The organism is Cobetia sp. MMG027 (genome assembly GCF_027947415.1).
GTDB classification, from domain to species: domain Bacteria; phylum Pseudomonadota; class Gammaproteobacteria; order Pseudomonadales; family Halomonadaceae; genus Cobetia; species Cobetia marina.
The window spans coordinates 34846-57944 of the sequence record NZ_JAQJIO010000012.1 but is presented as its reverse complement, the minus strand read 5'-3'; the positions used below and the strand labels follow the sequence as shown (position 1 = coordinate 57944).

Annotated in this window: 17 protein-coding genes; 4 read left to right on the top strand and 13 right to left on the bottom strand. The window is 63.4% G+C overall.

The window, feature by feature from the left end:
- Positions 1 to 43: 43 nt before the first annotated feature.
- From PJK54_RS15845 to PJK54_RS15830, 4 genes are all read right to left on the bottom strand, one after another.
- Entirely contained in the window at positions 44 to 706 is a 663-nt protein-coding gene (locus tag PJK54_RS15845) for a response regulator (RefSeq protein WP_077380128.1), read from the bottom strand.
- 228 nt (positions 707 to 934) lie between these two features.
- Complete coding sequence (locus tag PJK54_RS15840; protein ID WP_271303332.1) at positions 935 to 1897, bottom strand: DMT family transporter; 963 nt, start codon at positions 1895 to 1897, stop codon at positions 935 to 937.
- Between the two features lie 290 nt (positions 1898 to 2187).
- Positions 2188 to 4134, bottom strand: a complete 1947-nt coding sequence (gene acs, locus PJK54_RS15835; protein ID WP_077380130.1) for an acetate--CoA ligase — start codon at positions 4132 to 4134, stop codon at positions 2188 to 2190.
- A 294-nt stretch (positions 4135 to 4428) separates the two neighbouring features.
- Positions 4429 to 5079, bottom strand: a complete 651-nt coding sequence (locus PJK54_RS15830; protein WP_271303331.1) for a SprT family zinc-dependent metalloprotease — start codon at positions 5077 to 5079, stop codon at positions 4429 to 4431.
- Positions 5080 to 5260: 181 nt separating this feature from the next.
- Between PJK54_RS15830 and PJK54_RS15825 the strand changes: the two genes are divergently transcribed.
- Entirely contained in the window at positions 5261 to 5992 is a 732-nt protein-coding gene (locus PJK54_RS15825) for a YecA/YgfB family protein (protein ID WP_077380132.1), read from the top strand.
- A 116-nt stretch (positions 5993 to 6108) separates the two neighbouring features.
- Here the strand turns inward: PJK54_RS15825 and PJK54_RS15820 are convergent, their stop codons facing one another.
- On the bottom strand, positions 6109 to 7233 hold the full coding sequence (locus PJK54_RS15820; protein ID WP_271303330.1) for a phospholipase D-like domain-containing protein: 1125 nt from the start codon (positions 7231 to 7233) through the stop codon (positions 6109 to 6111).
- A gap of 212 nt (positions 7234 to 7445) precedes the next feature.
- Here PJK54_RS15820 and plsB point away from each other — a divergent pair, with 212 nt between their 5' ends.
- Positions 7446 to 9968, top strand: coding sequence for a glycerol-3-phosphate 1-O-acyltransferase PlsB (gene plsB, locus PJK54_RS15815; protein WP_271303329.1), 2523 nt, complete (start codon positions 7446 to 7448; stop codon positions 9966 to 9968).
- Positions 9969 to 10089: 121 nt separating this feature from the next.
- Here plsB and PJK54_RS15810 read toward each other — a convergent pair whose 3' ends face one another.
- The 8 genes from PJK54_RS15810 to ampD all read right to left on the bottom strand — a co-directional run bounded on the left by PJK54_RS15810 (position 10090) and on the right by ampD (position 21149).
- Positions 10090 to 10833: a class I SAM-dependent methyltransferase gene (locus PJK54_RS15810; protein ID WP_271303360.1), complete on the bottom strand. Its 744-nt coding sequence runs from the start codon at positions 10831 to 10833 to the stop codon at positions 10090 to 10092.
- A 251-nt stretch (positions 10834 to 11084) separates the two neighbouring features.
- The gene (locus PJK54_RS15805; protein ID WP_077380138.1) at positions 11085 to 11900 is read right to left on the bottom strand and encodes an undecaprenyl-diphosphate phosphatase; all 816 of its coding nucleotides are present in this window, start codon (positions 11898 to 11900) and stop codon (positions 11085 to 11087) included.
- A gap of 207 nt (positions 11901 to 12107) precedes the next feature.
- Positions 12108 to 12803 carry a tRNA (adenosine(37)-N6)-threonylcarbamoyltransferase complex dimerization subunit type 1 TsaB gene (gene tsaB, locus PJK54_RS15800; protein ID WP_077380140.1) on the bottom strand — a complete coding sequence of 232 codons (696 nt, stop codon included), beginning with the start codon at positions 12801 to 12803 and terminating at the stop codon, positions 12108 to 12110.
- A 288-nt stretch (positions 12804 to 13091) separates the two neighbouring features.
- Positions 13092 to 13748, bottom strand: coding sequence for an adenylate kinase (adk, locus tag PJK54_RS15795; protein ID WP_077380142.1), 657 nt, complete (start codon positions 13746 to 13748; stop codon positions 13092 to 13094).
- A 537-nt stretch (positions 13749 to 14285) separates the two neighbouring features.
- Positions 14286 to 15047 carry a TerC family protein gene (locus tag PJK54_RS15790; RefSeq protein WP_271303328.1) on the bottom strand — a complete coding sequence of 254 codons (762 nt, stop codon included), beginning with the start codon at positions 15045 to 15047 and terminating at the stop codon, positions 14286 to 14288.
- A gap of 222 nt (positions 15048 to 15269) precedes the next feature.
- Entirely contained in the window at positions 15270 to 17309 is a 2040-nt protein-coding gene (gene aceF / locus PJK54_RS15785) for a pyruvate dehydrogenase complex dihydrolipoyllysine-residue acetyltransferase (RefSeq protein ID WP_271303327.1), read from the bottom strand.
- Between the two features lie 105 nt (positions 17310 to 17414).
- Positions 17415 to 20090 carry a pyruvate dehydrogenase (acetyl-transferring), homodimeric type gene (aceE, locus tag PJK54_RS15780; RefSeq protein ID WP_077380148.1) on the bottom strand — a complete coding sequence of 892 codons (2676 nt, stop codon included), beginning with the start codon at positions 20088 to 20090 and terminating at the stop codon, positions 17415 to 17417.
- A 447-nt stretch (positions 20091 to 20537) separates the two neighbouring features.
- Complete coding sequence (gene ampD, locus PJK54_RS15775) at positions 20538 to 21149, bottom strand: 1,6-anhydro-N-acetylmuramyl-L-alanine amidase AmpD (protein ID WP_084207887.1); 612 nt, start codon at positions 21147 to 21149, stop codon at positions 20538 to 20540.
- 254 nt (positions 21150 to 21403) lie between these two features.
- Between ampD and nadC the strand changes: the two genes are divergently transcribed.
- Both nadC and PJK54_RS15765 read left to right on the top strand, forming a co-directional pair.
- Positions 21404 to 22267, top strand: a complete 864-nt coding sequence (gene nadC / locus PJK54_RS15770; protein WP_271303326.1) for a carboxylating nicotinate-nucleotide diphosphorylase — start codon at positions 21404 to 21406, stop codon at positions 22265 to 22267.
- A gap of 110 nt (positions 22268 to 22377) precedes the next feature.
- Positions 22378 to 23037, top strand: a complete 660-nt coding sequence (locus PJK54_RS15765; RefSeq protein ID WP_271303325.1) for a class I SAM-dependent methyltransferase — start codon at positions 22378 to 22380, stop codon at positions 23035 to 23037.
- Positions 23038 to 23099 lie beyond the last annotated feature (62 nt).

Genomic DNA, 23099 nt, shown 5'->3' with positions numbered 1-23099 from the left:
TGCTCATCGAACGGGATGCATCATCCCGTCAATCACAGCCACTTCAGGAGCGAACCTTCGGCGGCTCGACTTCCAGACGCTGCGCCGCGATGACGGCCTGGGTGCGGGAATGCACGCCAAGCTTGCGCAGAATGGCGGTCACGTGCGCCTTGATGGTGGCCTCGGACACATTCAGCTCATAGGCGATCTGCTTGTTGAGCAGGCCTTCCGTCAGCATGTTGAGCACGCGGAACTGCTGTGGCGTCAGCGAGGCGATCGCTTCGGCAAAGCGGGACTCATCTTCGCTGGACTCGCCCATGGCTTCGGCGATGTCCGTCGGCAGCCAGACTTCGCCTTCGAGAATCTCGCCGATCGCCTCGGCGATCACATCCAGACTTGCGGACTTGGGGATGAAACCGGAAGCGCCATAATCGATGGCACGGCGCACCACGTAGGGCTCCTCGCTACCGGATACGACGGCGACCGGGATATCCGGCGTCTGACCACGCAGCTGGATCAGGCCTGAGAAGCCATGGGCTCCCGGCATGTGCAGGTCCAGCAGGATCAGATCAGCATCGGGGTGGCGGGCAACGATATCGTTGGTCGCGTCCATGCTGTCGGCTTCGACAATCTCTGCCTGTGAGGCCACTTGCCTGAGTGCCTGCGTCAGTGCGGCACGAAAGAGCGGATGATCGTCTGCAACGATGAACTTCTGGGCAAAGGCCATTGAGTCTCCTCCAAAACCCCGATGGTGATCATCACCGACCTTCCTGGCCGGTCAATGATCGCCGTTATTTTCTGGCATGTTACCCCATGGAACGCGCGTTTAACAAAGCAGCCCACCATCGGGAGACATACTGATGTTTCGCTCGGGGAACACGAGTATCGCACGGATTGCCCAATGATGAGTGGACAATGCACAAGTGAATTCTGACAGCATCCTGCGGATGGAGAGTCAGACCACCCTAACCGCAACGCGACTCGCATGCCAACCGACCAGTGCCACACCGGCAATCAGCAGGAAACCCATGAGGCTGGCAGCGTCCGGCACTTCCCCCCAGATCGCCCAGCCGGCCAATGCGGAGAACACGATGGTGAGATAGGAATAGATCGACACTTCCCCCGCGGGCGACAGCCGATAGGCCGTGGTCATCAGGATCTGGCCACCGGCCGCGAAGACCCCGATCCCCAACAGGGCCAGTGCCTGTGGCGCACTGGGCATCACCGGATTCATCAGCATCGGCACCAGGGTGACGATGCTGGAGACCAGCGAGAAATGTAACACGATTGTCGCGGAAGCCTCACGCCCTCGCAGCGCCCGAATCAGCGTGTAGGCAGCGCCGGCCAACATGGCCGAGCCCAATCCGACCAGCGCCGGAAACAGTGCCTCCACACCTCCCTCGGCGAACGCCAGCTGAGGCTTGATGACCAGAGTCGCCCCCACGAAGGCAATCAGCATGCCTACCAGCCGCCAGCCGCCCAGGCGCTCTGCCAGAAACATGCCGGCAAACAGCATCACGAAAAACGGCGACAGCTTGTTTAGGATAGTCGCATCCGCAAGCAGCAGGTGATCGATGGCGTAGAAAAAGCTCATCACGCCGCCAAGCCCGATCAGCGAGCGCGCCAGCAGCAACGGCTGATGGTGCCAGTGTCCCAGCAGACGAGCGCCCGCCATGCGAACCATCACGACGGCAACCACCAGGCTTACGAGATTGCGCACGAAGACCTTCTCGAACAGCGGCAAGTCACCGCTCAACTTGACCATCGCCCCCATCAACGCGAAGGAGATCGCCGACAGGCACATCAGCACGACAGCGCGTGGACGGTTCTCGCCCTCGGTGGATGACGATGATGCAACCTGTGAGGAAGTGGCGGGCTGAGGCGTGGCGCAGGATGCATCCGACTTGCCTGCTGACATGGGGGCTGCCTTGATCATGAAGTGAATGAGGAAATGCTCAGGGAGGCCATCAGGCCCACCTGTCGCATGCGGGTTGTCGCATCATTATCAAGTCAGCCGCTCATCGATGGCCAACCTTTCCTGCTTCAGACACGGCCAGAATGTGCACGAGACAGGCACCCACGAAACAGGTACCCACGAAACAGGAGCGCATGACCCGGACGCACACGAAAAAAGCGCGGGAGCCAGGCTCCCGCGCTTCGATGTCGCGACGTGTCTCGTCAGGCCTGCATGGCCGCCAACCGACGAGTTCAGCGGTTGGCGCGATGCTCGATCAGATCATCCACCACCGTCGGGTCCGCCAGCGTCGAGGTATCCCCAAGACCGTCGGTCTCGTTGGCGGCGATCTTGCGCAGGATACGCCGCATGATCTTGCCGGAACGCGTCTTGGGCAGTCCCGGTGCCCACTGGATGACATCAGGTGACGCGATCGGCCCGATGTCCTTGCGCACCCACTGGGTCAGGGTCTTCTTGAGCTCATCGCTTGGCTCGATGCCATCATTGAGCGTCACGTAGATGTAGATCCCCTGCCCCTTGATGTCATGGGGATAACCGACCACCGCGGCTTCGGCGACCGCCTCGTGCGCGACCAGCGAGGATTCGATCTCGGCCGTGCCCATGCGGTGCCCGGAAACGTTGAGCACGTCGTCGACGCGTCCGGTGATCCAGTAATACCCATCCTCGTCACGGCGGCAGCCATCGCCGGTGAAGTACATGCCGGCATAGGTGGAGAAATAGGTCTGCACGTAACGCTCATGATTGCCCCAGATGGAGCGCGCCTGCCCCGGCCAGCTGTCGAGAATCACCAGATTGCCTTCGGTGGCTCCCTCGAGAATGTTGCCCTCGTTGTCGACCAGCGCCGGCTGCACGCCGAAGAACGGCAAGGTGGCGGAACCCGGCTTGAGATCCGTGGCACCCGGCAGCGGCGCGATCATGATGCCGCCGGTCTCGGTCTGCCACCAGGTATCCACCAGCGGACAGTTGCCCTTGCCGATCACGCGGTGGAACCACTCCCAGGCCTCAGGATTGATCGGCTCACCCACCGAGCCGAGCAGGCGCAGGCTGTCGCGGGAACTGGAGTCCATCACGCCATCACCGTGTGCCATCAGCGCGCGCACGGCGGTCGGGGCCGTGTAGAGGATATTGACCTGATGCTTGTCGACGATCTCCCCCATGCGCCCGTGAGTCGGATAGCTGGGCACCCCCTCGAACATCAGCGTGGTCGCGCCGTTGGCCAGCGGTCCATAGACGATGTAGCTGTGCCCTGTCACCCAGCCGACATCCGCCGTGCACCAGTAGATGTCGCCATCGTGGTAGTCGAAGACGTAACGGTGGGTCATGGCCGCATAGAGCAGATAGCCGCCCGTGGTGTGCTTCAGCCCCTTGGGCGTGCCGGTGGAGCCGGAGGTGTAGAGAATGAACAGCGGGTCTTCCGCGCCCATCGCTTCTGCCGGGCAGTCGCTGGACTGACGGTCGACCAGCTCGTGGAACCACAGATCACGACTCCCCCAGTGCACGTCACCCCCGGTACGCCGCACCACCAGCACGTGGTCGACGCAGTCGGTGCCATCGCGCTCCAGTGCATCGTCGACATTCTCCTTGAGCGGCACTCGCTTGCCACCGCGCAGCGATTCATCGGCGGTGATCACGATACGCGAGCTGGAATCGGCGATCCGTCCTGCCAGCGCGTCCGGCGAGAAGCCCCCGAAGACCACCGAGTGCACCGCGCCAATGCGGGTACAGGCCAGCATCGCCATGGCCGCTTCGGGGATCATCGGCATGTACAGGGTGACCACGTCACCACGCCCCACGCCCAGTTCCTTGAGGCCATTGGCGAACTGGCTGACGCGCGCATGCAGCTCGCGATAGGTGATCGACTGGGACTCGCTGGGGTCATCCCCTTCCCAGATGATCGCCACCTGGTCGCCACGCTCCTCGAGATGACGATCCAGACAGTTGTGGGCCACGTTGAGCTGACCATCCTCGAACCAGCGCACATCGACATTCTCAGGGCCGAAGTCGGTACTGCGTATCACCGAGGGCGCCTTGAACCAGTCCAGCGACTGCGCCTGCTCGGCCCAGAAATCCTCGGGTGCCTCGACAGACTGCTGATACATGGCCTGATAGCGCTCACGATCTACCCATGCACGGGCGGCAACATCAGGCTTGACCGGGTGGACCTTGGCATCTTCGCTCATTGTTGTTCGACCTCTGGAAGTTGGCGGGCGACACGCCTCGGGCTGCCTCATACGACACGGGTACGCTGCGGACGAGTCATGGCTAGTCCGTTTCAGCTTAAACCCAAGCATGGGGGGGCCACACACTAGACCTTGGTAGACAATTTTTTCCCAATAATTTCAACTATTTATCAACAAATAACACCAAGGTCACAGCGACTTTCGCCGCAGAAAACCCGCACTCCAGAGGGACTGAGCGCGCCACGGCGGCATTGAAAACGGGAGGCAGGACAGCACGGAAGGCGATGGCAGGCATCAGGAATCGCTCAATGGCCCCTTGAGCGCTTTCCCGCACTGCCGGCATCGGTAACGCTGCCCACGAAGCGCATTGGCATGTCGACGATGACTCAGATAGTGCGGTGTCTCGCAATCGCATCCGTAGGCCCAGGGCATCGGACTCGCGCGGGAAACATCCATGCGGTGGGTCACCTCAGGTGCGACACCATAGAGATTCGTCATGACCTGCTGCCACTCCGGGCCATGCGGCTTGACCCGCTGGCCGCGCGCGCGCTCCACCACTACCATCACCACCCAGTGCGCCACCTCATGAGGGACGGTCTGGCTCAGGAAGTGATGGCGGTTCTCGCACAGCAATTGCCAGTTGAAGCGCAGGCGCTGGCGCGCCGGTTCGGCTGTCCCGGCAGTGCGTCCTCTGAGACGACAGGACACGGCGGGCATGCGCATCTCGGGATAGTGCGCACGTGCGCGCGCCAGACAGGCCAGCACACGGGATTGCAGCATGGCATGCAGTTGCGGCTCGCTGAGGGCATCCAGTGTCTGCTCATCGGCCAACGGCAGGGGGTCGGCGACCGCATCACCGAGACACGCCAGTACATGGTCGACGGGAAAGCGATATCGACTGACGACACTGCCATCCACGGCGTGCGCGACACGGGAACAAGACATGAGACGACCCCTTGATGCCAGACGATCGAGGTGAACGGCAACCGCTGAAGAAAGTGGAGAATTCGACGATTCAGGGGCTGTCGTGGCGACGAAAACCCTTGCCACGAGATGATACACTAGCCACATTCGCAGTGGCCGCGACGCCCTGCCCGACTTCTATCCCGCATGTGAGACCTTCCCCATGGCCGAGCCTGTCCAGACCCAGCCGTTGCTGGATGATGAATCCCTCGACATCCTCGATGAGTTCCTTGAATCCGACCTGGTCGGCCCGGAAGCCCTCGACATCATCAGCGCGCATGGCTTCATGCTGGCACTGGCCATCGCACCACGCGAAGTGCCTTCCAGCCTGTGGCTGCCGGAGCTGTTCCAGGGACAGCCCGCCTATGAAAGCCCCGAGCAGGAAGCCCAGGTGGTCGCGCTGTTCGAGCAGATGCGCGCCAATGCCATCGACGCCCTCGAGCACGGCATCCTGCCTGAGCTGCTGTTCGAGCTGGAACTCGGTGGCCTCGACCCCGTCGAGACGCCGATCGGTGACTGGTGTGCAGGCTTCATGGAAGGTGTCTTCATGGACGAGGAAGCCTGGTTCGGGACCCAGGAAGAGACCGCGGCCGAGCTGCTGCTGCCCTTCATGGCCATCTCGGGCGTATTCGACGATGAAGACCCGGAGATCGGCGAGCTGATCGCCGACCCCGTCGGTGCCCAGCGCTTCGTCAACCAGCTGCCGGAACTGCTGCTGGATCTCTACCTGCTCTATCGCGTGCCGCCGGAAAGCCCCAAGCCATCACCGCGCCGCAAGGGAGCCGCAACGCCGGGCGCCGCGGGCATTCCGCGTGGCAAGCATGCGGGCGGCAAGGGCAGTGGCAAGGGCGGCGCGAAGAAGCCTGCTGGCAAGGGTGGCGGCAAGAAGCGCTGAGCCCCCGCCATCCCCCTCTTTGCGCCGCGCAGCGCCAGACACGACAACGCCGGACGCCCCTTGGGGTCGTCCGGCGTTGTCGTGCCACGAAGCAGTGTCTGACATCCGTGAACTGGCTAGCGCAGCCGCGTCACCAGGCTATCCAGGGTGCCATAGCCCCACTCGCGACAGCGTTGCGCCAGAGAGCGTCGCTGCCAGGCAGCCCGGGTGATCTCGACGCTGCGCGCGAAATGCTGCTCGAACAGCGCCGCCACCTCCGCCGCGAAGCGATGGTCCTGCACCTCCTGATTGGCCTCCAGATTCCATTGCAGGCTCCAGTGATCGAAGTTGCATGACCCCAGCGTGACCCAGTCATCCGCCAGCGAGAACTTGGCATGCAGAAAGCGCGGCTGGAATTCATGGATCCGCACGCCCGCCTTGAGGAGACTCGCATAGAAACGCTGTCCTGCAGAACGCACGCCGGGATGGTCGTGATGCTGTCCCGCGATCAACAGCTGCACATCGACGCCGCGCCGAGCCGCCCGCTTGAGGCGTCGACGCATGCTGAAGGTCGGCACGAAGTAAGGCGTGCAGATCCACAGCCGCTTGCGGGTGCTGCTGGCCTGATGCTGGAGCGAGTGGCGAATCGCCTGATAACGAAATCCATGGCCCCAGACGACACGCCCGCGCATCCCCTGATATCCCGTGACGACGTTGACCGCATTGATGTTGACGCTGCGCACGGCCTCACGACGCCCCTGCCCCTCGCTGGCAGCGGAATCCCAGACCTGCGCGAACAGCCTGACCCAGTCACGGATACAGGGCCCCTCGATGCGTATCGCCACTTCTGACCAGGCCTCGGCAAACTCATCGACCGCGCCGAAACCGCCGGTGAAGCCCACCTCGCCATCCACGACCAGCAGCTTGCGGTGATCCCGCGTCAGGTTGCGACCGAACCGCCACCAGCGAATCGGGTTGTAGAAGCGCAGGGCGATGCCGGCCTCGGTCATGCGCTGGCGATCCGCCCCCTCGAGCCCCAGCGAGCCGAAACCATCCAGCAGCACCAGTACATTGACGCCACGCTGGCACGCAGCGCTCAAAGCCTCGATCAGGACCCGACTGAGGTGACCGCTTTCGGCCAGATACAGTTCGAGCAGTATCGAGTGACGTGCGCCTTCCACCGCCTCCAGCATGCTGGGCAGAAAGCGCGCCCCCTCCGGCAGCAGGGTAAATCGATTGCCTGAACGCCACATTCCGAGCATGGCATGCCTCCCGTCGCTCCCGCACTGGGCAATGACAGCCGATATCGGCGTCATCGAACAGAATGCGTATAATGATCAATATCATGCATGCGGCGACCCAACGCCGATATCCTCGGATCGCCACTCCCGCATCCTGTGAGTCAACGCAAACGATCCTGCTTGTGACAGCGTCTCACCATCGAACTTTTCGAGTACACCTGCGAGGCTCCGCCATGTCGCCCGTCACCCTGTTATTGCGCCCTCTGCGCAACCTCAGCCGCCGTCTGCTGGACAAATGGGTGGAGCTGCGCGCGGTGGAACCCGACATCAACGCGCTGGACCACAGTGCCCTGAATCTCGACCCCGACCTGCCGGTGGTCTACGTCTTCCCCTATCAGGCGCTCTCCGATGAACTGGTGATCGAGCAGCTTTGCGAGGGGCGTGGCCTGCCGTCTCCCACTCTGCCCTTGAGCATAGGCGACATGCGCCTGAGTCACTCGCGGTTGCGCCTGCTGCGTCACTCACGCAAGGGCAAGGGCCTGCTCTCCCGACGACTCGCGCAGCTGATCGAGGCACTGGAGAACGCCCCGGATGAGGTCGAGGTCCAGCTGGTACCGGTCAGCGTGTTCTGGGGGCGTGCGCCGGGCAAGGAATTCGGCTTCTGGAAGTTCATCTCCGCTGACAGCTGGCGTGTCACCGGGGTATTGCGTCGCGCCATCGCCATCCTCGTGCATGGTCGCTCGGTGGATGTGCACTTCGGCCAGCCGCTCAAGCTCCACGAGGTGCTGCGCGAAGGTCCCGAGGATCAGGCGCTGGCGCGCCGGCGCATCGCTCGTCTGCTGCGCGTGCACTTTCGTCGCGTGCGCACCCGACTGCTGGGGCCGGACCTCTCGCATCGCCACACCATGATCCGCAATCTGCAGAAGGCGCCCGCCGTACAGGACGTGATCAGCGAGCTGGCCCGCGACCAGAACCAGCGTCCCGCGCGTCTCGAGAAGCGCGCGTTGAGATACGGCCGCGAGATCGCCTCCAACATGGGCTATCCCGTGCAGCGCTTCCTGGCTCACGCCCTCAAGCGCTTGTGGCACAAGCTGTATGACGGCATCGAGATCCGCGGCATGTCGCGCGTCAAGGCGATCGCCGGGGACTGCGAGCTGATCTATGTGCCCTGCCATCGCAGCCATATCGATTATCTGCTGCTGTCCTACGTGCTGTTCCACGAAGGGCTGATGACGCCGCACGTGGCAGCCGGCAAGAATCTCGACATGCCGGTGATTGGCCCGATCCTCCGGCGTGGCGGCGCCTTCTTCCTGCGCCGCAGCTTCCGTGACAATCGCCTCTATGGCGCGGTCTTCGATGAATATGTCCACCAGCTGATCACCCGCGGGCACCCGGTGGAATACTTCATCGAGGGTGGACGCTCACGCACGGGCCGCATGTTGCCGCCACGTCCGGGCATGCTGGCGATGACGCTACGTTCCTTCCTGCGTGACACGCGCCGCGAGGTCGCCTTCGTCCCGGTCTACATCGGCTACGAGAAGGTCTTCGAGAGCCTCAGCTATCAGCGTGAACTGTCGGGCGCCAGCAAGAAGAAGGAGTCGCCGCTGGATCTGATTCGCGTGCTGGGGCAGCTCAAGCAGCCCTTCGGCAAGGTCTATCTCAACATTGGCGAGCCGCTCAAGCTGGGGGCCTGGCTGGACGAGACCACTCCCGAGTGGCAGGCCAGTCGCCACCAGCGGCGTCCGGAATGGCTGACCAGTGCCGTGCCGCGACTGGGCAACGAGATCGCCACGCGCATCAATGCCGCCGCGGCCCTCAACCCTGTCTCGCTGTCGGCGCTGGTACTGCTTTCCACCGCACACCACGCCATCGAGTCCAGCCTGATGCAGCGCCAGCTGGCCATGCTGGTGCGGCTGGCCGGCAAGCTGCCTGGCCGGCAGGACCACAGCCTGCCCGAAGGCACGCCGGAAGAATGGATCGCGCACTGCGCGCATCTGGGGCTGGTCACCCTGCGCCCCCAGCACCTCGGTGAGCTGGTGATCGCCTCACCGGAACAGGCCAGCCTGCTGACCTGGTACCGCAACAACGTCCTGCATCTGCTGGCGCTGCCGGCGCTGATCGCCTTCGCCTTCCGCAACACCGCCCAGTACACCCTGCAGGCGCTGGATGAGCAGATCAGCCCGGCCTGGCCCGTACTGGTACGTGAACTGTTCGTGCCGGAAGCCCCGGAGCTGAAAGGCGATATCGCCGCCACCCTCGCGCTGCTCAGCGACGAGGGCCTGCTGGAGCACCAGCCGGCAACCGAGAACACGCCCGAACGCTGGTCGCGTCCGGTCGCAAGCCAGGAATCCTCCGAGCAGCTGCGGCTGCTGGCCCAGCCGGTCCAGCCGACGCTGGAGCGCGGCTACCTGCTGATCGCGGCCTTGCTGCAACACGGCAGCGGCACGCTGGATCGCGAAGCCCTCGAGACCCACTCCGGCGCGCTGGCAGAGCGGCTGACGCTGCTCTCGGGCCTCAACGCGCCCGAGTTCTTCGACAAGCGACTGTTCCGTGGCCTGCTGGATACCCTGCTGGAGCTGGACTTCATCTGGCTGGACGACAACCGTCTGTGCTTCGGCGAAGCGCTGGAAGACCTGCAGACCCGTGGGCGCGACCTGTTCGACCCGGCATTGCGCCATCGCTTGCAGCATGTGCGCCTGCGCGATACGCCGGACACGCCAGAGGACAATGCTGACTCGGCTGACGAGCCACGCTGACAACGGTGCCACGCCATCCCTTCGCATGAACGACAGGACCCCGCTCGCGGCAGACGCGAGCGGGGTCCTGTCACCTTCAGAGCGGTCATGCACGTCAGGGTGCATCACCCGGCCATCGCGGCTAGCGCAGCGCCTGCTTGACGTAGACGTCGTAGCGGCTGGTCTTCTCCTCCACCACATGACTCGGCGCGATGCCGCCGATCGGCTCAGCCTTGCGCGGACGCTTGACCACCACCCGATGGGTCGCGACCTCCAGTGCCGAATCCAGCAAGGCCGGCGCATCCGCGTCATCCCCCGCCAGGGCACGGAAGAGCCGCATCTCCTTCTTCACCAGCGCGGACTTGTCACGGTGCGGGTACATCGGATCCAGATGCACCACCTGCGGCGGCTGATCCCACAGCGCGACGAGCTCTCCCAGATCACGCGAGGCATCCCCCTGCAGCGCCTGCATGCGTAGCGCGATCTCGCGTATTTCATCGTCTGCACAGCCCTGCGCGCGGGTCAGGCCATCGACCAGGATCGCCGCCGTCGCGGCGACACGCTCGATCATCAGCACCGGCGATCCGAGACTTGCCAGCACGAAGGCATCGCGCCCCAGCCCGGCGGTGGCATCGACGATGCTTGGCAGCACGCCGCGATTCAGGCCACAGGCCCGCGCGATCAGCTGATTGCGTCCCCCGCCGAAACGCCGGCGGTGGTCCGCCCGACCAGCGACGAAATCCACATGCAGCGGTTTGCCGTACTCGCGCTCGTCACCGGCGATCACGACCCGCGGTATGCCCTGCTCGTCCTGCGCCACCTCGAGCCGCAGAGCCGGCAACGCTTCATCGTCCCGGATGGCGATCCCGAAGTGCGCCGCCAGCATGGCGAGCTCCGGATGCACCGCCAGCTGCGAACGAGCGATGGCGATCACGGGGGTCGCGGCAGCGGCGTCAGAGGAAGGAGCGAGGGGATCGGATGGCAGCATGAACGGGCTCTATGGAAATGAAGAGACGCTGGGACTCGCGAAAGACCAGCACAAAGGCGACATGATAAGCGCAAGCAAGGCTGACAGAAACGCCGACGGCGCCGCAAGAGCGACGCCGTCGGAGAAAGACTGAACCTGCCGTACGCGACTTACAGCAACAGCATGCCGAACAGCAGCACGCCCAGCAGCAGACGGTAGATGACGAAGGGCAACATGCCGATGCTGTCGATGGCCTTGAGGAACAGCTTGATGCACACCAGCGCCGAGACGAAGGACAGCACCACACCCAGTCCGACATCGAACAGCTGGGCTTCACTGCCGGTCTCGATCAGCTCCAGCCCCTTGAGTGAGCCCGCCGCGAGAATCAGCGGAATTGACAGCAGGAAGGAGAAGCGCGCCGCACTCTGACGCTCGAAGCCCAGCAGCAGCGCGGCAGTGATGGTGATGCCCGAACGCGAGGTGCCCGGAATCAGTGCCAATGCCTGGAACAGACCGATGATCAACGCCCCCTTGAGCGTGAGCGTCGCCAGATCCCGCGTGCGCGTGCCCTTGGCATCCGCCCACCACAGCAGCAGACCGAAGACGATGGTGGTCGTGCCGATCACGGCAGTCGAACGCCCGGCCGTTTCCACCACATCGCCCAACAGGCCACCGAAGACGACGGCCGGCAGCGTCGCCAGCAATACCGCCCAGCCCAGACGGCTGTCGTCGGTCTGACGCGCCGCAAGCCCGCCTGAACCACTGAACTGTCCGAACCAGCCAGCGAGGATATTGACGACATCCTTGCGAAAGGCCATCACCACAGCCAGCAGAGTGCCGACATGGACCGCGACATCGAAGGCCAGTCCCTGGTCCGGCCAGCCAAGCACCTGCGAGGGCAGGATCAGGTGAGCGGAGGAGGAAATCGGCAGAAATTCGGTCAGACCTTGAATGACGGCCAACGCCACCACGTGCATGAGTTCCATGAAACATCCTTTTAAGAGTAACGGGCCTCAATGGCCCACACGGACGACAGACATCGCCTGTGGCACTGCGAGGTGCGGTGATGACAGAACGGTTCCCTGTCAGCCGATGCGCGACCGACATCAGGGGCCGCAGTGTGATGCTGAAACCTTACGGCAGCCTTGGCAGACCACCTGACTGACGCGAGAGGATGGCGATCCCTGGCGCCATCAGCGCCATGCCACCTCGTTGCGCAGATAGACAGGCTGCGCCTCGACGGCAGCGACTGCCTCGCCGCGCGCAAAGGCCTGCGCCGCCAGGATGACCATGTCCTCGGCATCCGGCTGCGGTGCCTCCAGACGCTGCACGATGCTGGCGCGCAAGGCTTCCGGCAGCGCATCGTGCATGACCAGCCCGGAACCGATGGCCAGCCAGTCGTGCTCACGAAGCTCCTGGGGCAACTCCACGAGTCCCGGCGCCACGACCTGCTCGGGCAGCAGCTGGCTGACCTCGACCTCACCTTCGGCGGAGGTCGCCACACGATAGGCGCCGGTGTAAAGCTCGCCCATGCGGGCATCCAGCATCGGCAACACGAAACGGGCGTGGTGATGACGATGGGCCTGCAGCGCCAGCGCCGCCAGGGTCGAGACACCGATCACCGGCACCTCAAGCCCGAAGGCCAGTCCCTGGATGGTGCCAGCCGCGATGCGCAGGCCCGTGAAGGAACCCGGGCCGTGGCCATAGGCCAGCGCGTCCAGATCCTTCAACGTCAGCTGGGCGTCTGCCAGCAGCGTCTCGATCATCGGCATCATCAGCTGGGTATGCTGACGGGGAGCTTCACAGCGCTCGGCAGTAACAACGCCGTCCTGCCACAGGGCAACGGAACAGGCGGAGGAGGATGCATCAATGGCCAGAAGCGTGGTCATGGGCGGTTCATCATCAGAAAAATGTGACGCGATTCTACCCGTCCCCCGCTAGCAGCAAAAGACGCAGGGTGTCCACGGCAGGTGTCGGCGCTGTGCGTCAGTCGTGCCACAGGCCGCGAACCTGCGCTGGAGAAGGGGTCTGTCGCAACACGCCATTTCGCTTTCGCGACCAAAGAAAACGCCCGCAGACAAAGCCTGCGGGCGTTTTCAAGGCGCTTGATACCGAAAGAGCGCATCATGCGGGCCATGACGGCGCCATAGTCCTCATGCCGTCTCAGGCAACGCGACTCACTGCTCCAGCGCGCTGACCAGCTGGGCACGAATGTCATCGACGGAACCGATGCCTTCGATGCGATGGTAGGCCGGTGCCTGGGCATCGCCAGTGGCGGACCAGCTGGAGTAGTACTCGACCAGCGGCTCGGTCTGCTCATGGTAGACGGACAGACGGTTGCGCACCGTGGCTTCACGGTCATCTTCACGCTGGATCAAGGCTTCGCCAGTGACGTCGTCCTTGCCTTCCTCGCGCGGCGGGTTGTACTCGATGTGATAGACACGACCGGAATCCGGGTGCACACGACGACCGGACAGACGCTTGACGATTTCCTCGTCCGCCACGGCGATCTCGACCACGTGGTCCAGCTTCACGCCCGCTTCCTTCATGGCGTCAGCCTGCGGAATGGTGCGCGGGAAGCCATCGAACAGGAAGCCGTTCTCGCAGTCGGGCTGGCTGATGCGTTCCTTGACCAGAGCGATGATGATCTCGTCGGACACCAGCCCGCCGGTATTCATGATCTCCTTGACCTTGAGCCCCAGCTCGCTGCCGGCCTTGACCGCTGCACGCAACATGTCTCCGGTGGAAATCTGCGGGATGTTGAAACGCTCGCAGATGAACTGGGCCTGAGTGCCCTTGCCGGCGCCGGGGGCGCCCAACAGGATCAAACGCATCGGTACTGCTCCTTGAGTGTGCAAATGAAAAGCGTGAAACGGGTGTAAATGGGTCATCCGGGCTTGTGTGCCCTGCCCTCGACGGCAGATGGCCATCCGAGGCGCTCTGGCCGCCGAGCGCTCAAGACGACTCGGCTCACGCGCTGACCTGCGCAGTGTCTCCCCATCGACATGACAGTGAAGGAGACAGCCACGGGGCCTCGAGCGGCTTGCGACCAGGATGAAACAGGAAGCGGACCGACTGGTGGCGTGACGAACACTCTCCACGCACTGACGATCTCATTATGTCATCGCTATGCAACGCAAGGGCTGACGATACCGCTCACACGGCCATCGCACAAGCACACCAAAGGCGCGCATGACGCCCCTTGGCACTGTTTTGGCTCATTGATGACGGACGAGGCGATCGGTGCGTGCAGCGCCTCGTGATCCAGCCTCACGATGGCATGACGCCCCCGCGGCACTCGGTCGCAGGGGCGTCATGGCAGGGTTCCACTCATTTCAGGGTTCAGGCGTCATGGCCTGGGGGTCATGACCTCACTCGGCGACCTCTTCCGCCTGGCTGCTGCGACGCAGCCGCACCGCCTTGGCCCGCTTGCCGCGCAGCCGGATGTTGAGCATTTCCACCGCCAGCGAGAAGGCCATCGCCACGTAGATGTAGCCCTTGGGCACATGGACGCCGAAGCCTTCGACCATCAACATCATGCCGACCATGATCAGGAAGGACAGGGCCAGCATCTTGATGGTCGGGTGGCGATCGACGAAATCGCCGATCGGCTTGGCCGCCACCATCATGATGCCCACCGAGATGACGATCGCGATGATCATCACCGTCAGATGGTCGACCATGCCCACCGCCGTGATCACCGAATCCAGCGAGAAGACGATATCGATCAACGCGATCTGGACCATGATCGCCATGAAGCTGGCACCGCCCTTCTTCGCGCCCTCTTCCGACGGGTCCTCACCCTCGAGGTTGGCATGGATCTCATGGGTGCTCTTGCCGAGCAGGAACAGCCCCCCGAAGACCAGGATCAGATCCCGCCCGGAGAAGCTGAAATCCAGCACGCTGAACAACGGTGTCGTCAGTGACATCAGCCACGACAACGACATCAACAGCACGATGCGCATGCCCATCGCCAGGCCGAGACCGATCATGCGGCCACGTTGGCGCTGAGCCTCGGGCAGGCGCGCGACCAGAATCGACAGGAAGATGATGTTGTCGATGCCCAGCACGATCTCAAGCGCGGTCAGGGTCGCCAGAGCCACCCATGCCGAAGGGTCCATCAACCATTCCATTGTCTTGCTCCTTGTGTGTTGCGAGAACCGGCCTTCCCGGGTAGTGCCAGCACGATGCGGCAGATCGCGGCAGGTTGGCGTGAAGCATCGCATGTTGTGCAGGGCAGCAACAGCTGTCGCCGCCCTGCCACGCTAACGGACATGCACAAAAAACGGCCTCCCGAAGGAGGCCGTTCTGTCGACAGGCCATCTGGCACCTGCCCTTGTCATGCAAGGTACGAATCAGAGCAGCAGACGACGCACGTCGGTCAGCACCTGAGCCAGATACGCCGTGAAGCGTGCTGCATCCGCCCCGTTCACCGCACGGTGATCGTAGGACAGCGACAGCGGCATCATCAGACGCGGCTGGAAAGCAGCGCCATCCCACACCGGCTTCATCTGCGCCTTGGAGACACCCAGGATGGCGACTTCCGGCGTGTTGACGATCGGCGTGAAGGCGGTACCGCCAATGGAGCCAAGGCTCGAGATGGTGAAACAACCACCGGTCATCTCTTCGCGCTTGAGCTTCTTGGTCTGCGCCTTCTTGGCCAGCTCCACGGATTCGCGGGCCAGCTCCAGCAGGCTCTTCTGATCCGCATTGCGGATCACCGGCACCATCAGGCCGTCCGGCGTATCCACCGCGATACCGATGTGCACGTATTTCTTGTGCACCAGGGTCTCGCCGTCAGACTTGAGGCTGACGTTGAACTGCGGATACTTGGCCAGCGCGTGGGCAGCCGCCTTGATCATGAACGGCAGCGGCGTGAGCTTGGCGCCTGCCGCTTCCGCCTCGGCCTTCATGGACTTGCGGAAGGCCTCGAGCTCGGTGATGTCGGCTTCATCGAACTGGGTCACGTGCGGGACGTTGAGCCAGCTGCGATGCAGGTTGGTGGCACCCGCCTTCATCAGGCGGCCCATCTTCGACTCTTCGATCTCACCGAACTGGCTGAAGTCCTGATCCGGCACCTGCGGGATACCGGCACCGCCGGTGGCCTGCGCGGCAGGGGCTGCCGGTGCGGACTTGGCCTTCTGCATCATCTGCTTGACGTAGGCCTGGACATCTTCCTTCACCACACGGCCCTTCGGACCGCTGCCGGAGACGTCCGCCAGATCGACACCGAACTCACGCGCCAGCAGGCGAACCGCAGGCCCTGCGTGGACCTTGGCACCCTTGCTCGGCTTGTGGGCCGCCATCTGGGCTTCCGGGCTCGGCGTACCGGCCGGTGTCGGCTCAGACTTCTGCTCGGCCTTGTCTGCCTTGGGCGCGGCCGGAGCCTCCGCCTTGGCAGCCTTCGGCGCAGGCTTGGCACCGGCGACCTCGAGGTAACCGATCAGGTCGCCCTCGGACACGGTGTCGCCTTCCTTGACGGAAAGCTCCACCACCTTGCCCTTGTAGGGGCTCGGGATGTCCATGGTCGCCTTGTCGGATTCCAGCGTGATCAGCGCGTCTTCCTCGTTGACCTCATCACCGACGGCCACGGCCATCTCGATGATCGGCATGCTGTCGCTGCCGGAGAGATCCGGGACACGCAATTCCTTGCGCTCCGGCTCACCGGAGGCCGGCTCTTCTTCGGCAGCCGGCGCTTCAGAGGCGGTCTCTTCAGACGCAGACGCAGACGCAGACGCGGAGGATTCTTCCGCCGGCGCTGATTCCGCCGCACTGTCACCGCCTTCACCGGCGATTTCCATCTGACCGATGACGTCACCGGACGCGACGTTGTCGCCTTCCTTGACGGTCAGCTTGACGATCTTGCCCTTGTGCGGGCTCGGGACGTCCATGCTGGCCTTGTCGGACTCCAGCGTGATCAGCGCATCCTCGGCGTCGACTTCGTCGCCTTCGGAGACCGCCATCTCGATGATCGGCACGGCCTCGGAGTCGCCCAGGTCCGGCACGACAATGTCGACGGTCCGGGTACCACCGGAAGCGGCCTTCGGTGCAGCAGCGGCCTCTTTCGGCGCCTGCTGCTCAGAAGCTTCCTGCTTGGGAGCCTCTTCCTTCGGCGCTTCCTGCTCGTCAGAAGCGTCAGAGGAGGTGTCACCACCGCCTTCCGCTTCCAGCTCCAGGATGTCGTCGCCTTCGGAGACGGTGTCGCCTTCCTTGACGAGAATCTTCACCACCTTGCCGCCCTTCGGTGCCGGCACATCCATGCTGGCCTTGTCGGACTCAAGAGTGATCATGGTGTCTTCGGCGGAGATGACATCTCCGACCGCCACCGGTATCTCGATGATCTCGACATCGGAACTACCGCCAATGTCGGGAACCTTGATGATTTCGCTGCTCAAGATCGTGCTCCTTCCAAAACGTGCACGGGGAGCGACACCCGAATCACCTTCGCATCATCTTGATGTCGAGGATGGAGTGCCGCTCGCCTGTTCCGCGATCTCCGCTCAGACGCTCAGCGGATTCGGCTTGTTGGGGTCGATGCCGTAGGTCTTGATCGCTTCCGCGACCACCTTGCGGTCGATCTCACCACGATCCGCCAGCGCCTTCAGGGCCTGGACGGTGACGAAGTTGCGGTCGACTTCGAAGAAGTGACGCAGCTTCTCGCGGGTATCGGAACGACCGAAACCATCGGTACCGAGCACGTGATAGTCAGCCGGCACCCAGGCGCGAACCTGGTCAGCAAACAGCTTCATGTAGTCAGTGGCCGCCACGACCGGGCCGTCACGTCCTTCCAGGCACTGAGTGATGTGCGGCTTGGCCGGGGTCTCTTCCGGCTTGAGGAAGGCCTGACGATCCAGTTCCAGCGCTTCGCGACGCAGCTCGTTGAAGCTGGTGACGCTCCAGATGTCGGCATCGACACCGTAGTCGTCCTTCAGCATCACGGCAGCGGCTTCGACTTCACGCAGGATGGTGCCGGAACCCAGCAGCTGAACGCGTGCCTTGCCGTCCTTCGCGCCTTCCTTGAGCAGGTACATGCCCTTGATGATGTCGTCTGCGGGCACCGTTTCAAGCTCCGGCTGCTCGTAGTTCTCGTTCATCACCGCCAGGTAGTAGAAGACCGGCTCGTGCTGCTCGAACATGCGCTTCATGCCGTCCTGCACGATGACCGCCACTTCGTGAGCATAGGTCGGGTCGTAGGTGCGGCAGTTCGGGATGGTCGAGGCCAGGATATGGCTGTGGCCATCCTGGTGCTGCAGACCTTCACCGTTCAGGGTAGTACGCCCGGCGGTCCCGCCGACCAGGAAGCCACGTGCCTGCAGATCGCCTGCGGCCCACGCCAGATCACCGATGCGCTGGAAGCCGAACATCGAGTAGTAGACGTAGAACGGCATCAGCGGCAGGTTGTGGTTGGCGTAGGACGTTGCCGCCGCCACCCACGCGGACATGGCGCCCGCTTCGGAGATACCTTCCTCGAGGACCTGACCTTTCTGGTCCTCGCGGTAATACATGATCTGACCCTTGTCGACCGGCTCGTACTTCTGGCCTGCCGCGGTGTAGATGCCCAGCTGACGGAACATGCCTTCCATGCCGAAGGTACGCGCTTCGTCAGGAATGATCGGCACGACACGCTCGCCGAGGGTCTTGTGCTTGACCAGACCGTTGAGCACGCGCACGAAGGCCATGGTGGTGGACACTTCGCGACCGTTGGAGCCCTTGAGCTGGGACGCGAAGATCTTGTCGTCCAGCGGCGGGATTTCCAGCGTTTCATACTCGGTGCGACGCTGGGGCAGGTAGCCGTTCAGACGTTCGCGCATGAGGTGCATGTACTTCATTTCCGGGCTGTCGTCCGCCGGCTTGTAGTACGGCACTTCCTCGAGCTGCTCGTCGGTCAGCGGGATACCGAAGCGATCACGGAAGGTCTTGAGCGCTTCGTGCTCCATGGTCTTGACCTGGTGGGCTTCGTTGGCCGCTTCGCCATCGCCCATGCCCATGCCGTAACCCTTGACGGTGTGCGCCAGGATGACGGTCGGACGACCATTGGCGTTGTTGACCGCCTCGTGATACGCCGCGTAGACCTTGTACGGGTCGTGGCCACCACGGTTCAGACGCCAGATGTCGTCGTCTGACATGTCCTTGACCAGATCGGCCGTCTCCGGGTACTTGCCGAAGAAGTGCTCACGCGTGTACGCGCCGCCATTGGCCTTGTAGTTCTGGTAGTCGCCGTCGACCGCCTCGTCCATGCGCTTCTGCAGGATGCCTTTCTTGTCCTGCTCGAACAGCGGATCCCAGAAGCGACCCCAGGTGACCTTGAGCACGTTCCAGTCGGCACCACGGAAGACGCCTTCCAGCTCGTCCATGATGCGGCCGTTGCCGCGCACCGGACCATCAAGACGCTGCAGGTTGCAGTTGATGACGAAGATCAGGTTGTCGAGGTTCTCGCGACCCGCCAGCGAGATGGCACCCAGGGATTCCGGCTCGTCACACTCGCCGTCACCCATGAAGCACCACACCTTGCGGTCGTACATGGACTTCAACTCACGCGAGTTGAGGTACTTCATGACGTGCGCCTGGTAGATCGCCTGGATCGGGCCCAGACCCATGGAGACGGTCGGGAACTGCCAGTAATCCGGCATCAGCCACGGGTGCGGATAGGAGGACAGGCCATTGCCGTCGACTTCCTGACGGAAGCTGTCCATCTGCTCCTGGCTGAGACGACCTTCCAGGAAGGAACGTGCATAGATACCCGGTGCCACGTGGCCCTGGATATACAGCAGGTCACCTTCGAAATCGCCTTCCGGTGCACGGAAGAAGTGGTTGAAACCTACATCATAAAGCGTCGCACTGGACATGAAGCTCGAGATGTGACCGCCCAGGCCCTTGTGGGCACGGTTGTTGCGGATCACCTGAGCGATGGCGTTGTAGCGGATAAGCGAACGGATACGACGCTCCATGAACAGGTCGCCCGGCATGCGCGCTTCGCGGTGCACGGGGATACTGTTGCGATGGGGCGTGGTCACCGAGAAGGGTACTTGATGGCCATCACGACGCAGGCGGTCGGCCAGGCGTGACATCAGGTACTGGGCACGATCCTCACCCTCACGATCCAGAACCGATTCCAGGGAGTCCAACCATTCCGTGGTTTCGATCGGATCGAGATCTTCTCTTGCCTCCAGACTCATAGACGTCTCTCCGAGTGAAGAAATTTTTTGTCAGTTGTTCCGACGAAATGCTACATCGGAACCAGTGGCGCTCTTCAGTGTGGGCACAGCCTTCTGAGTGGGCCGCGTCTCCGATAAAACCGCGGCAACCGGAGACTCCGGCTGCCAGATGCGTTGTGCTTCGTGCGTCAAAGCAGGGCACAAGATGCAGTCATTTGGCGTGAAAGATACCGCAAACACCCCCCCGTGCCAATTCGGTGCGCATGGCTGCGCAGCCGTGCGCCATGGACTGGCACCGCCGTGGCCGTGCGGGTCTCGGCCAGTGCCGAGCGGGATTTCCCGCCGCATGCCAGCCGTCGCCTGGAGCACGTCTTGTAATAAAACTACCAACGCGCCCCGTGGCTACGCTCCCTGACCGGAATCCGGCCCCTGCATGCTGCATTGCACCATCGCGAGGCACTTGCGACCTTAGTCCTGAATGTCGTCCAGCAGGCGATCGAAGTAAGCCCAGTCAAAGGCGGGACCAGGATCCGTCTTGCGCAACGGCGCAATCCGCGCATGCGAGGTGATGCGCTCACGGGTCAGCGCCGGGTAGCGGGCCATCAGGCCGGCGACCGTCCGTGCCAGCGTCCGGTACTGCACCTCGCGGTAGGGGTGCACCTCATCGCCCTCGAGCTCGATGCCGATGCTGAAGTCATTGAGCTCCACGCGCTCACGCGCTCCGTCATGCCAGCGCGACCGCCCCGCATGCCAGGCACGACGATCGAAGGGCACGAACTGCACCAGACGACCATCACGCTGGATCAGCACATGCGCCGAGACGCGCAGATGATGGATGTCGGCAAAGTAGGGATGGGCGCCGGGGTCGAGCTGATTGGTGAACAGCTGCTCGATGGCCGGCCCCCCGAAGCGCCCCGGTGGCAGGCTGATGGAATGCAGCACCAATGCCGAGACCTCGCCCTCGGGACGCGCATTGTGGTTGGGCGACGGCACCTGACGGGCATTTTCCAGCCAGTGCTCAGGGGTGACGGCCAGTCGCGCCAGCTGGCCCGACCATGGGGAGGAAGACGAGGGGGGCATCGATGACTCCAGACGGAAACGACATTGCACGCGGGGCGTGAGATTCATGACGGCCTGATCGTGACCCTGCCGGCCCGGTGCACCGTCAGGCGAGATATCGCACCGGTATCGCACACAGGGACTGACCGCCCGCGCGGCTTTTCCTATAATGGCGCACATTATGGCATGCTCGGCAGCCATGGGTCTGTGTCGGGGGGCTTCCTGCGGCGCGATACCAGCTCCGGCAGCACTTCTTGCACAAGGATCAGACGCGCATGAACTTCCACGACGCCCTCGCCGAGGATATCCGCACCAGCGCCGCCCGCCTGCTCGCCGAAGATGTTGGCGGTGGCGACATCACCGCCGAGCTGATTCCCGAAAGACAGTGGGCCAAGGCCCGGGTGATCAGCCGTGAGGCGGCCATTCTGTGCGGCGTGCCCTGGGTGGATGAGCTCTTTCGTCGCCTCGACTCGCGTGTCAGTCTCAAGTGGCTGGCCAGCGATGGTGACCGACTCGAGGCCGACACGCCCTTCCTTGAGCTGGAAGGCCCCGCTCGCTCGCTGCTGACCGGAGAGCGCGCAGCACTCAATCTGCTGCAGACGCTGTCCGGTACCGCGACCCGCGCCCACCACTACGCTTCACTCGTGGAAGGCAGCGGCGTGCGTCTGCTGGATACCCGCAAGACGCTGCCCGGGATGCGAGTGTCCCAGAAATACGCCGTCAGCTGCGGGGGCGGCCACAATCATCGCATCGGCCTGTATGACGCCTTCCTGATCAAGGAAAACCATATCGCTGCCTGTGGCAGCATCGCGGCCGCCGTCCGTGAGGCACGCGATATCGCCTCGGACCTGACCTGCGAAGTGGAAGTCGAGAATTTCGCGGAGCTGGAACAGGCGCTGGATGCCGGTGCCGACGTCATCATGCTCGACAACTTCAACAACGATCAGCTCATCGAGGCCGTCGCGCGCAACAAGGCGCATGCCAGGCCAGCCGTGCTGGAAGCCTCGGGCAACGTCAACGAGAGCACCCTGGCCGGCATCGCCGCCACCGGCGTGGATTGCATCTCGATCGGCGCGCTGACCAAGGACGTGACGGCCATCGACCTGTCGATGCGCATCTACACTGTCGAGACCCGCTAGCCAGATGACAGGTGAGTGTCTTCCTGCTGGTCAGCTCCTGTCCTGCTGATGCCACCGGTGACACCGGTCCATCTTCATGACGCCTTGCCATACCGCCAGGGAGGCGCTCCATGTCCTCGCCATCTCCTCATCAGCGTCCGCCTGCCGCCTCCACGGTGTCAGGCGGACGCTGGCAGACCCGCCGCTGGAGCCTCTACGCACCGCTCTACGACCGCGTGGCAGCGCGTGTCCTGCGCTCGGCACGCCGAGACGCCATCGCGACACTGGACCTGAAAGCCGGGACTCGCGTGCTGCTGCTCGGCGGCGGTACCGGGCTCGACCTGCCCTTTCTGCCCCGTGACATCGAACTCGAGGTGGTCGATGCCTCGCCCGCCATGCTGCGCCGCTGCCGCGAGCGCGCCGAGGCGCTGGGCTTCGATGCCAACGTCAAGCTGGGCGATGCCATGGCACTCGACTTTCCCGATGGCCACTTTGACGTCGTGATCGCCCACCTGATCTTCGCGGTCGTGCCAGAACCGCAGACAGCCTTCGATGAAGCATTGCGCGTGCTGGCATCGGACGGCGAGATGTCCCTGCTCGACAAGGGCTTGCGCGGTCAACAGCCAGCCGGGGTGATCCGGCGGCTGCTCAATCCGCTGGCCCGCCTGCTGGCCACCAATCTCAGCGTGCCTCTCGATGGCCTGCTGGAAGGGCATGCCATACAGCGCATGGAAGACCGCGACCTCGGGCCTGGCGGCCTGTTGCGTCACATGCACCTTCGCAAGATCTGATCCGCACCGGCGCTGCCCCTTGCATTGCGCGCCCGGCACCGCCACGCAACAAGGACATCCAG

Bases quoted from the DNA above. Each gene is read 5' to 3' on its own strand.
- PJK54_RS15845 (WP_077380128.1), bottom strand. From the start codon at position 706: ATGGCCTTTGCCCAGAAGTTCATCGTTGCAGACGATCATCCGCTCTTT.
- PJK54_RS15840 (WP_271303332.1), bottom strand. From the start codon at position 1,897: ATGTCAGCAGGCAAGTCGGATGCATCCTGCGCCACGCCTCAGCCCGCC.
- acs (WP_077380130.1), bottom strand. From the start codon at position 4,134: ATGAGCGAAGATGCCAAGGTCCACCCGGTCAAGCCTGATGTTGCCGCC.
- PJK54_RS15830 (WP_271303331.1), bottom strand. From the start codon at position 5,079: ATGTCTTGTTCCCGTGTCGCGCACGCCGTGGATGGCAGTGTCGTCAGT.
- PJK54_RS15825 (WP_077380132.1), top strand. From the start codon at position 5,261: ATGGCCGAGCCTGTCCAGACCCAGCCGTTGCTGGATGATGAATCCCTC.
- PJK54_RS15820 (WP_271303330.1), bottom strand. From the start codon at position 7,233: ATGCTCGGAATGTGGCGTTCAGGCAATCGATTTACCCTGCTGCCGGAG.
- plsB (WP_271303329.1), top strand. From the start codon at position 7,446: ATGTCGCCCGTCACCCTGTTATTGCGCCCTCTGCGCAACCTCAGCCGC.
- PJK54_RS15810 (WP_271303360.1), bottom strand. From the start codon at position 10,833: ATGCTGGCGGCGCACTTCGGGATCGCCATCCGGGACGATGAAGCGTTG.
- PJK54_RS15805 (WP_077380138.1), bottom strand. From the start codon at position 11,900: ATGGAACTCATGCACGTGGTGGCGTTGGCCGTCATTCAAGGTCTGACC.
- tsaB (WP_077380140.1), bottom strand. From the start codon at position 12,803: ATGACCACGCTTCTGGCCATTGATGCATCCTCCTCCGCCTGTTCCGTT.
- adk (WP_077380142.1), bottom strand. From the start codon at position 13,748: ATGCGTTTGATCCTGTTGGGCGCCCCCGGCGCCGGCAAGGGCACTCAG.
- PJK54_RS15790 (WP_271303328.1), bottom strand. From the start codon at position 15,047: ATGGAATGGTTGATGGACCCTTCGGCATGGGTGGCTCTGGCGACCCTG.
- aceE (WP_077380148.1), bottom strand. From the start codon at position 20,090: ATGAGTCTGGAGGCAAGAGAAGATCTCGATCCGATCGAAACCACGGAA.
- ampD (WP_084207887.1), bottom strand. From the start codon at position 21,149: ATGCCCCCCTCGTCTTCCTCCCCATGGTCGGGCCAGCTGGCGCGACTG.
- nadC (WP_271303326.1), top strand. From the start codon at position 21,404: ATGAACTTCCACGACGCCCTCGCCGAGGATATCCGCACCAGCGCCGCC.
- PJK54_RS15765 (WP_271303325.1), top strand. From the start codon at position 22,378: ATGTCCTCGCCATCTCCTCATCAGCGTCCGCCTGCCGCCTCCACGGTG.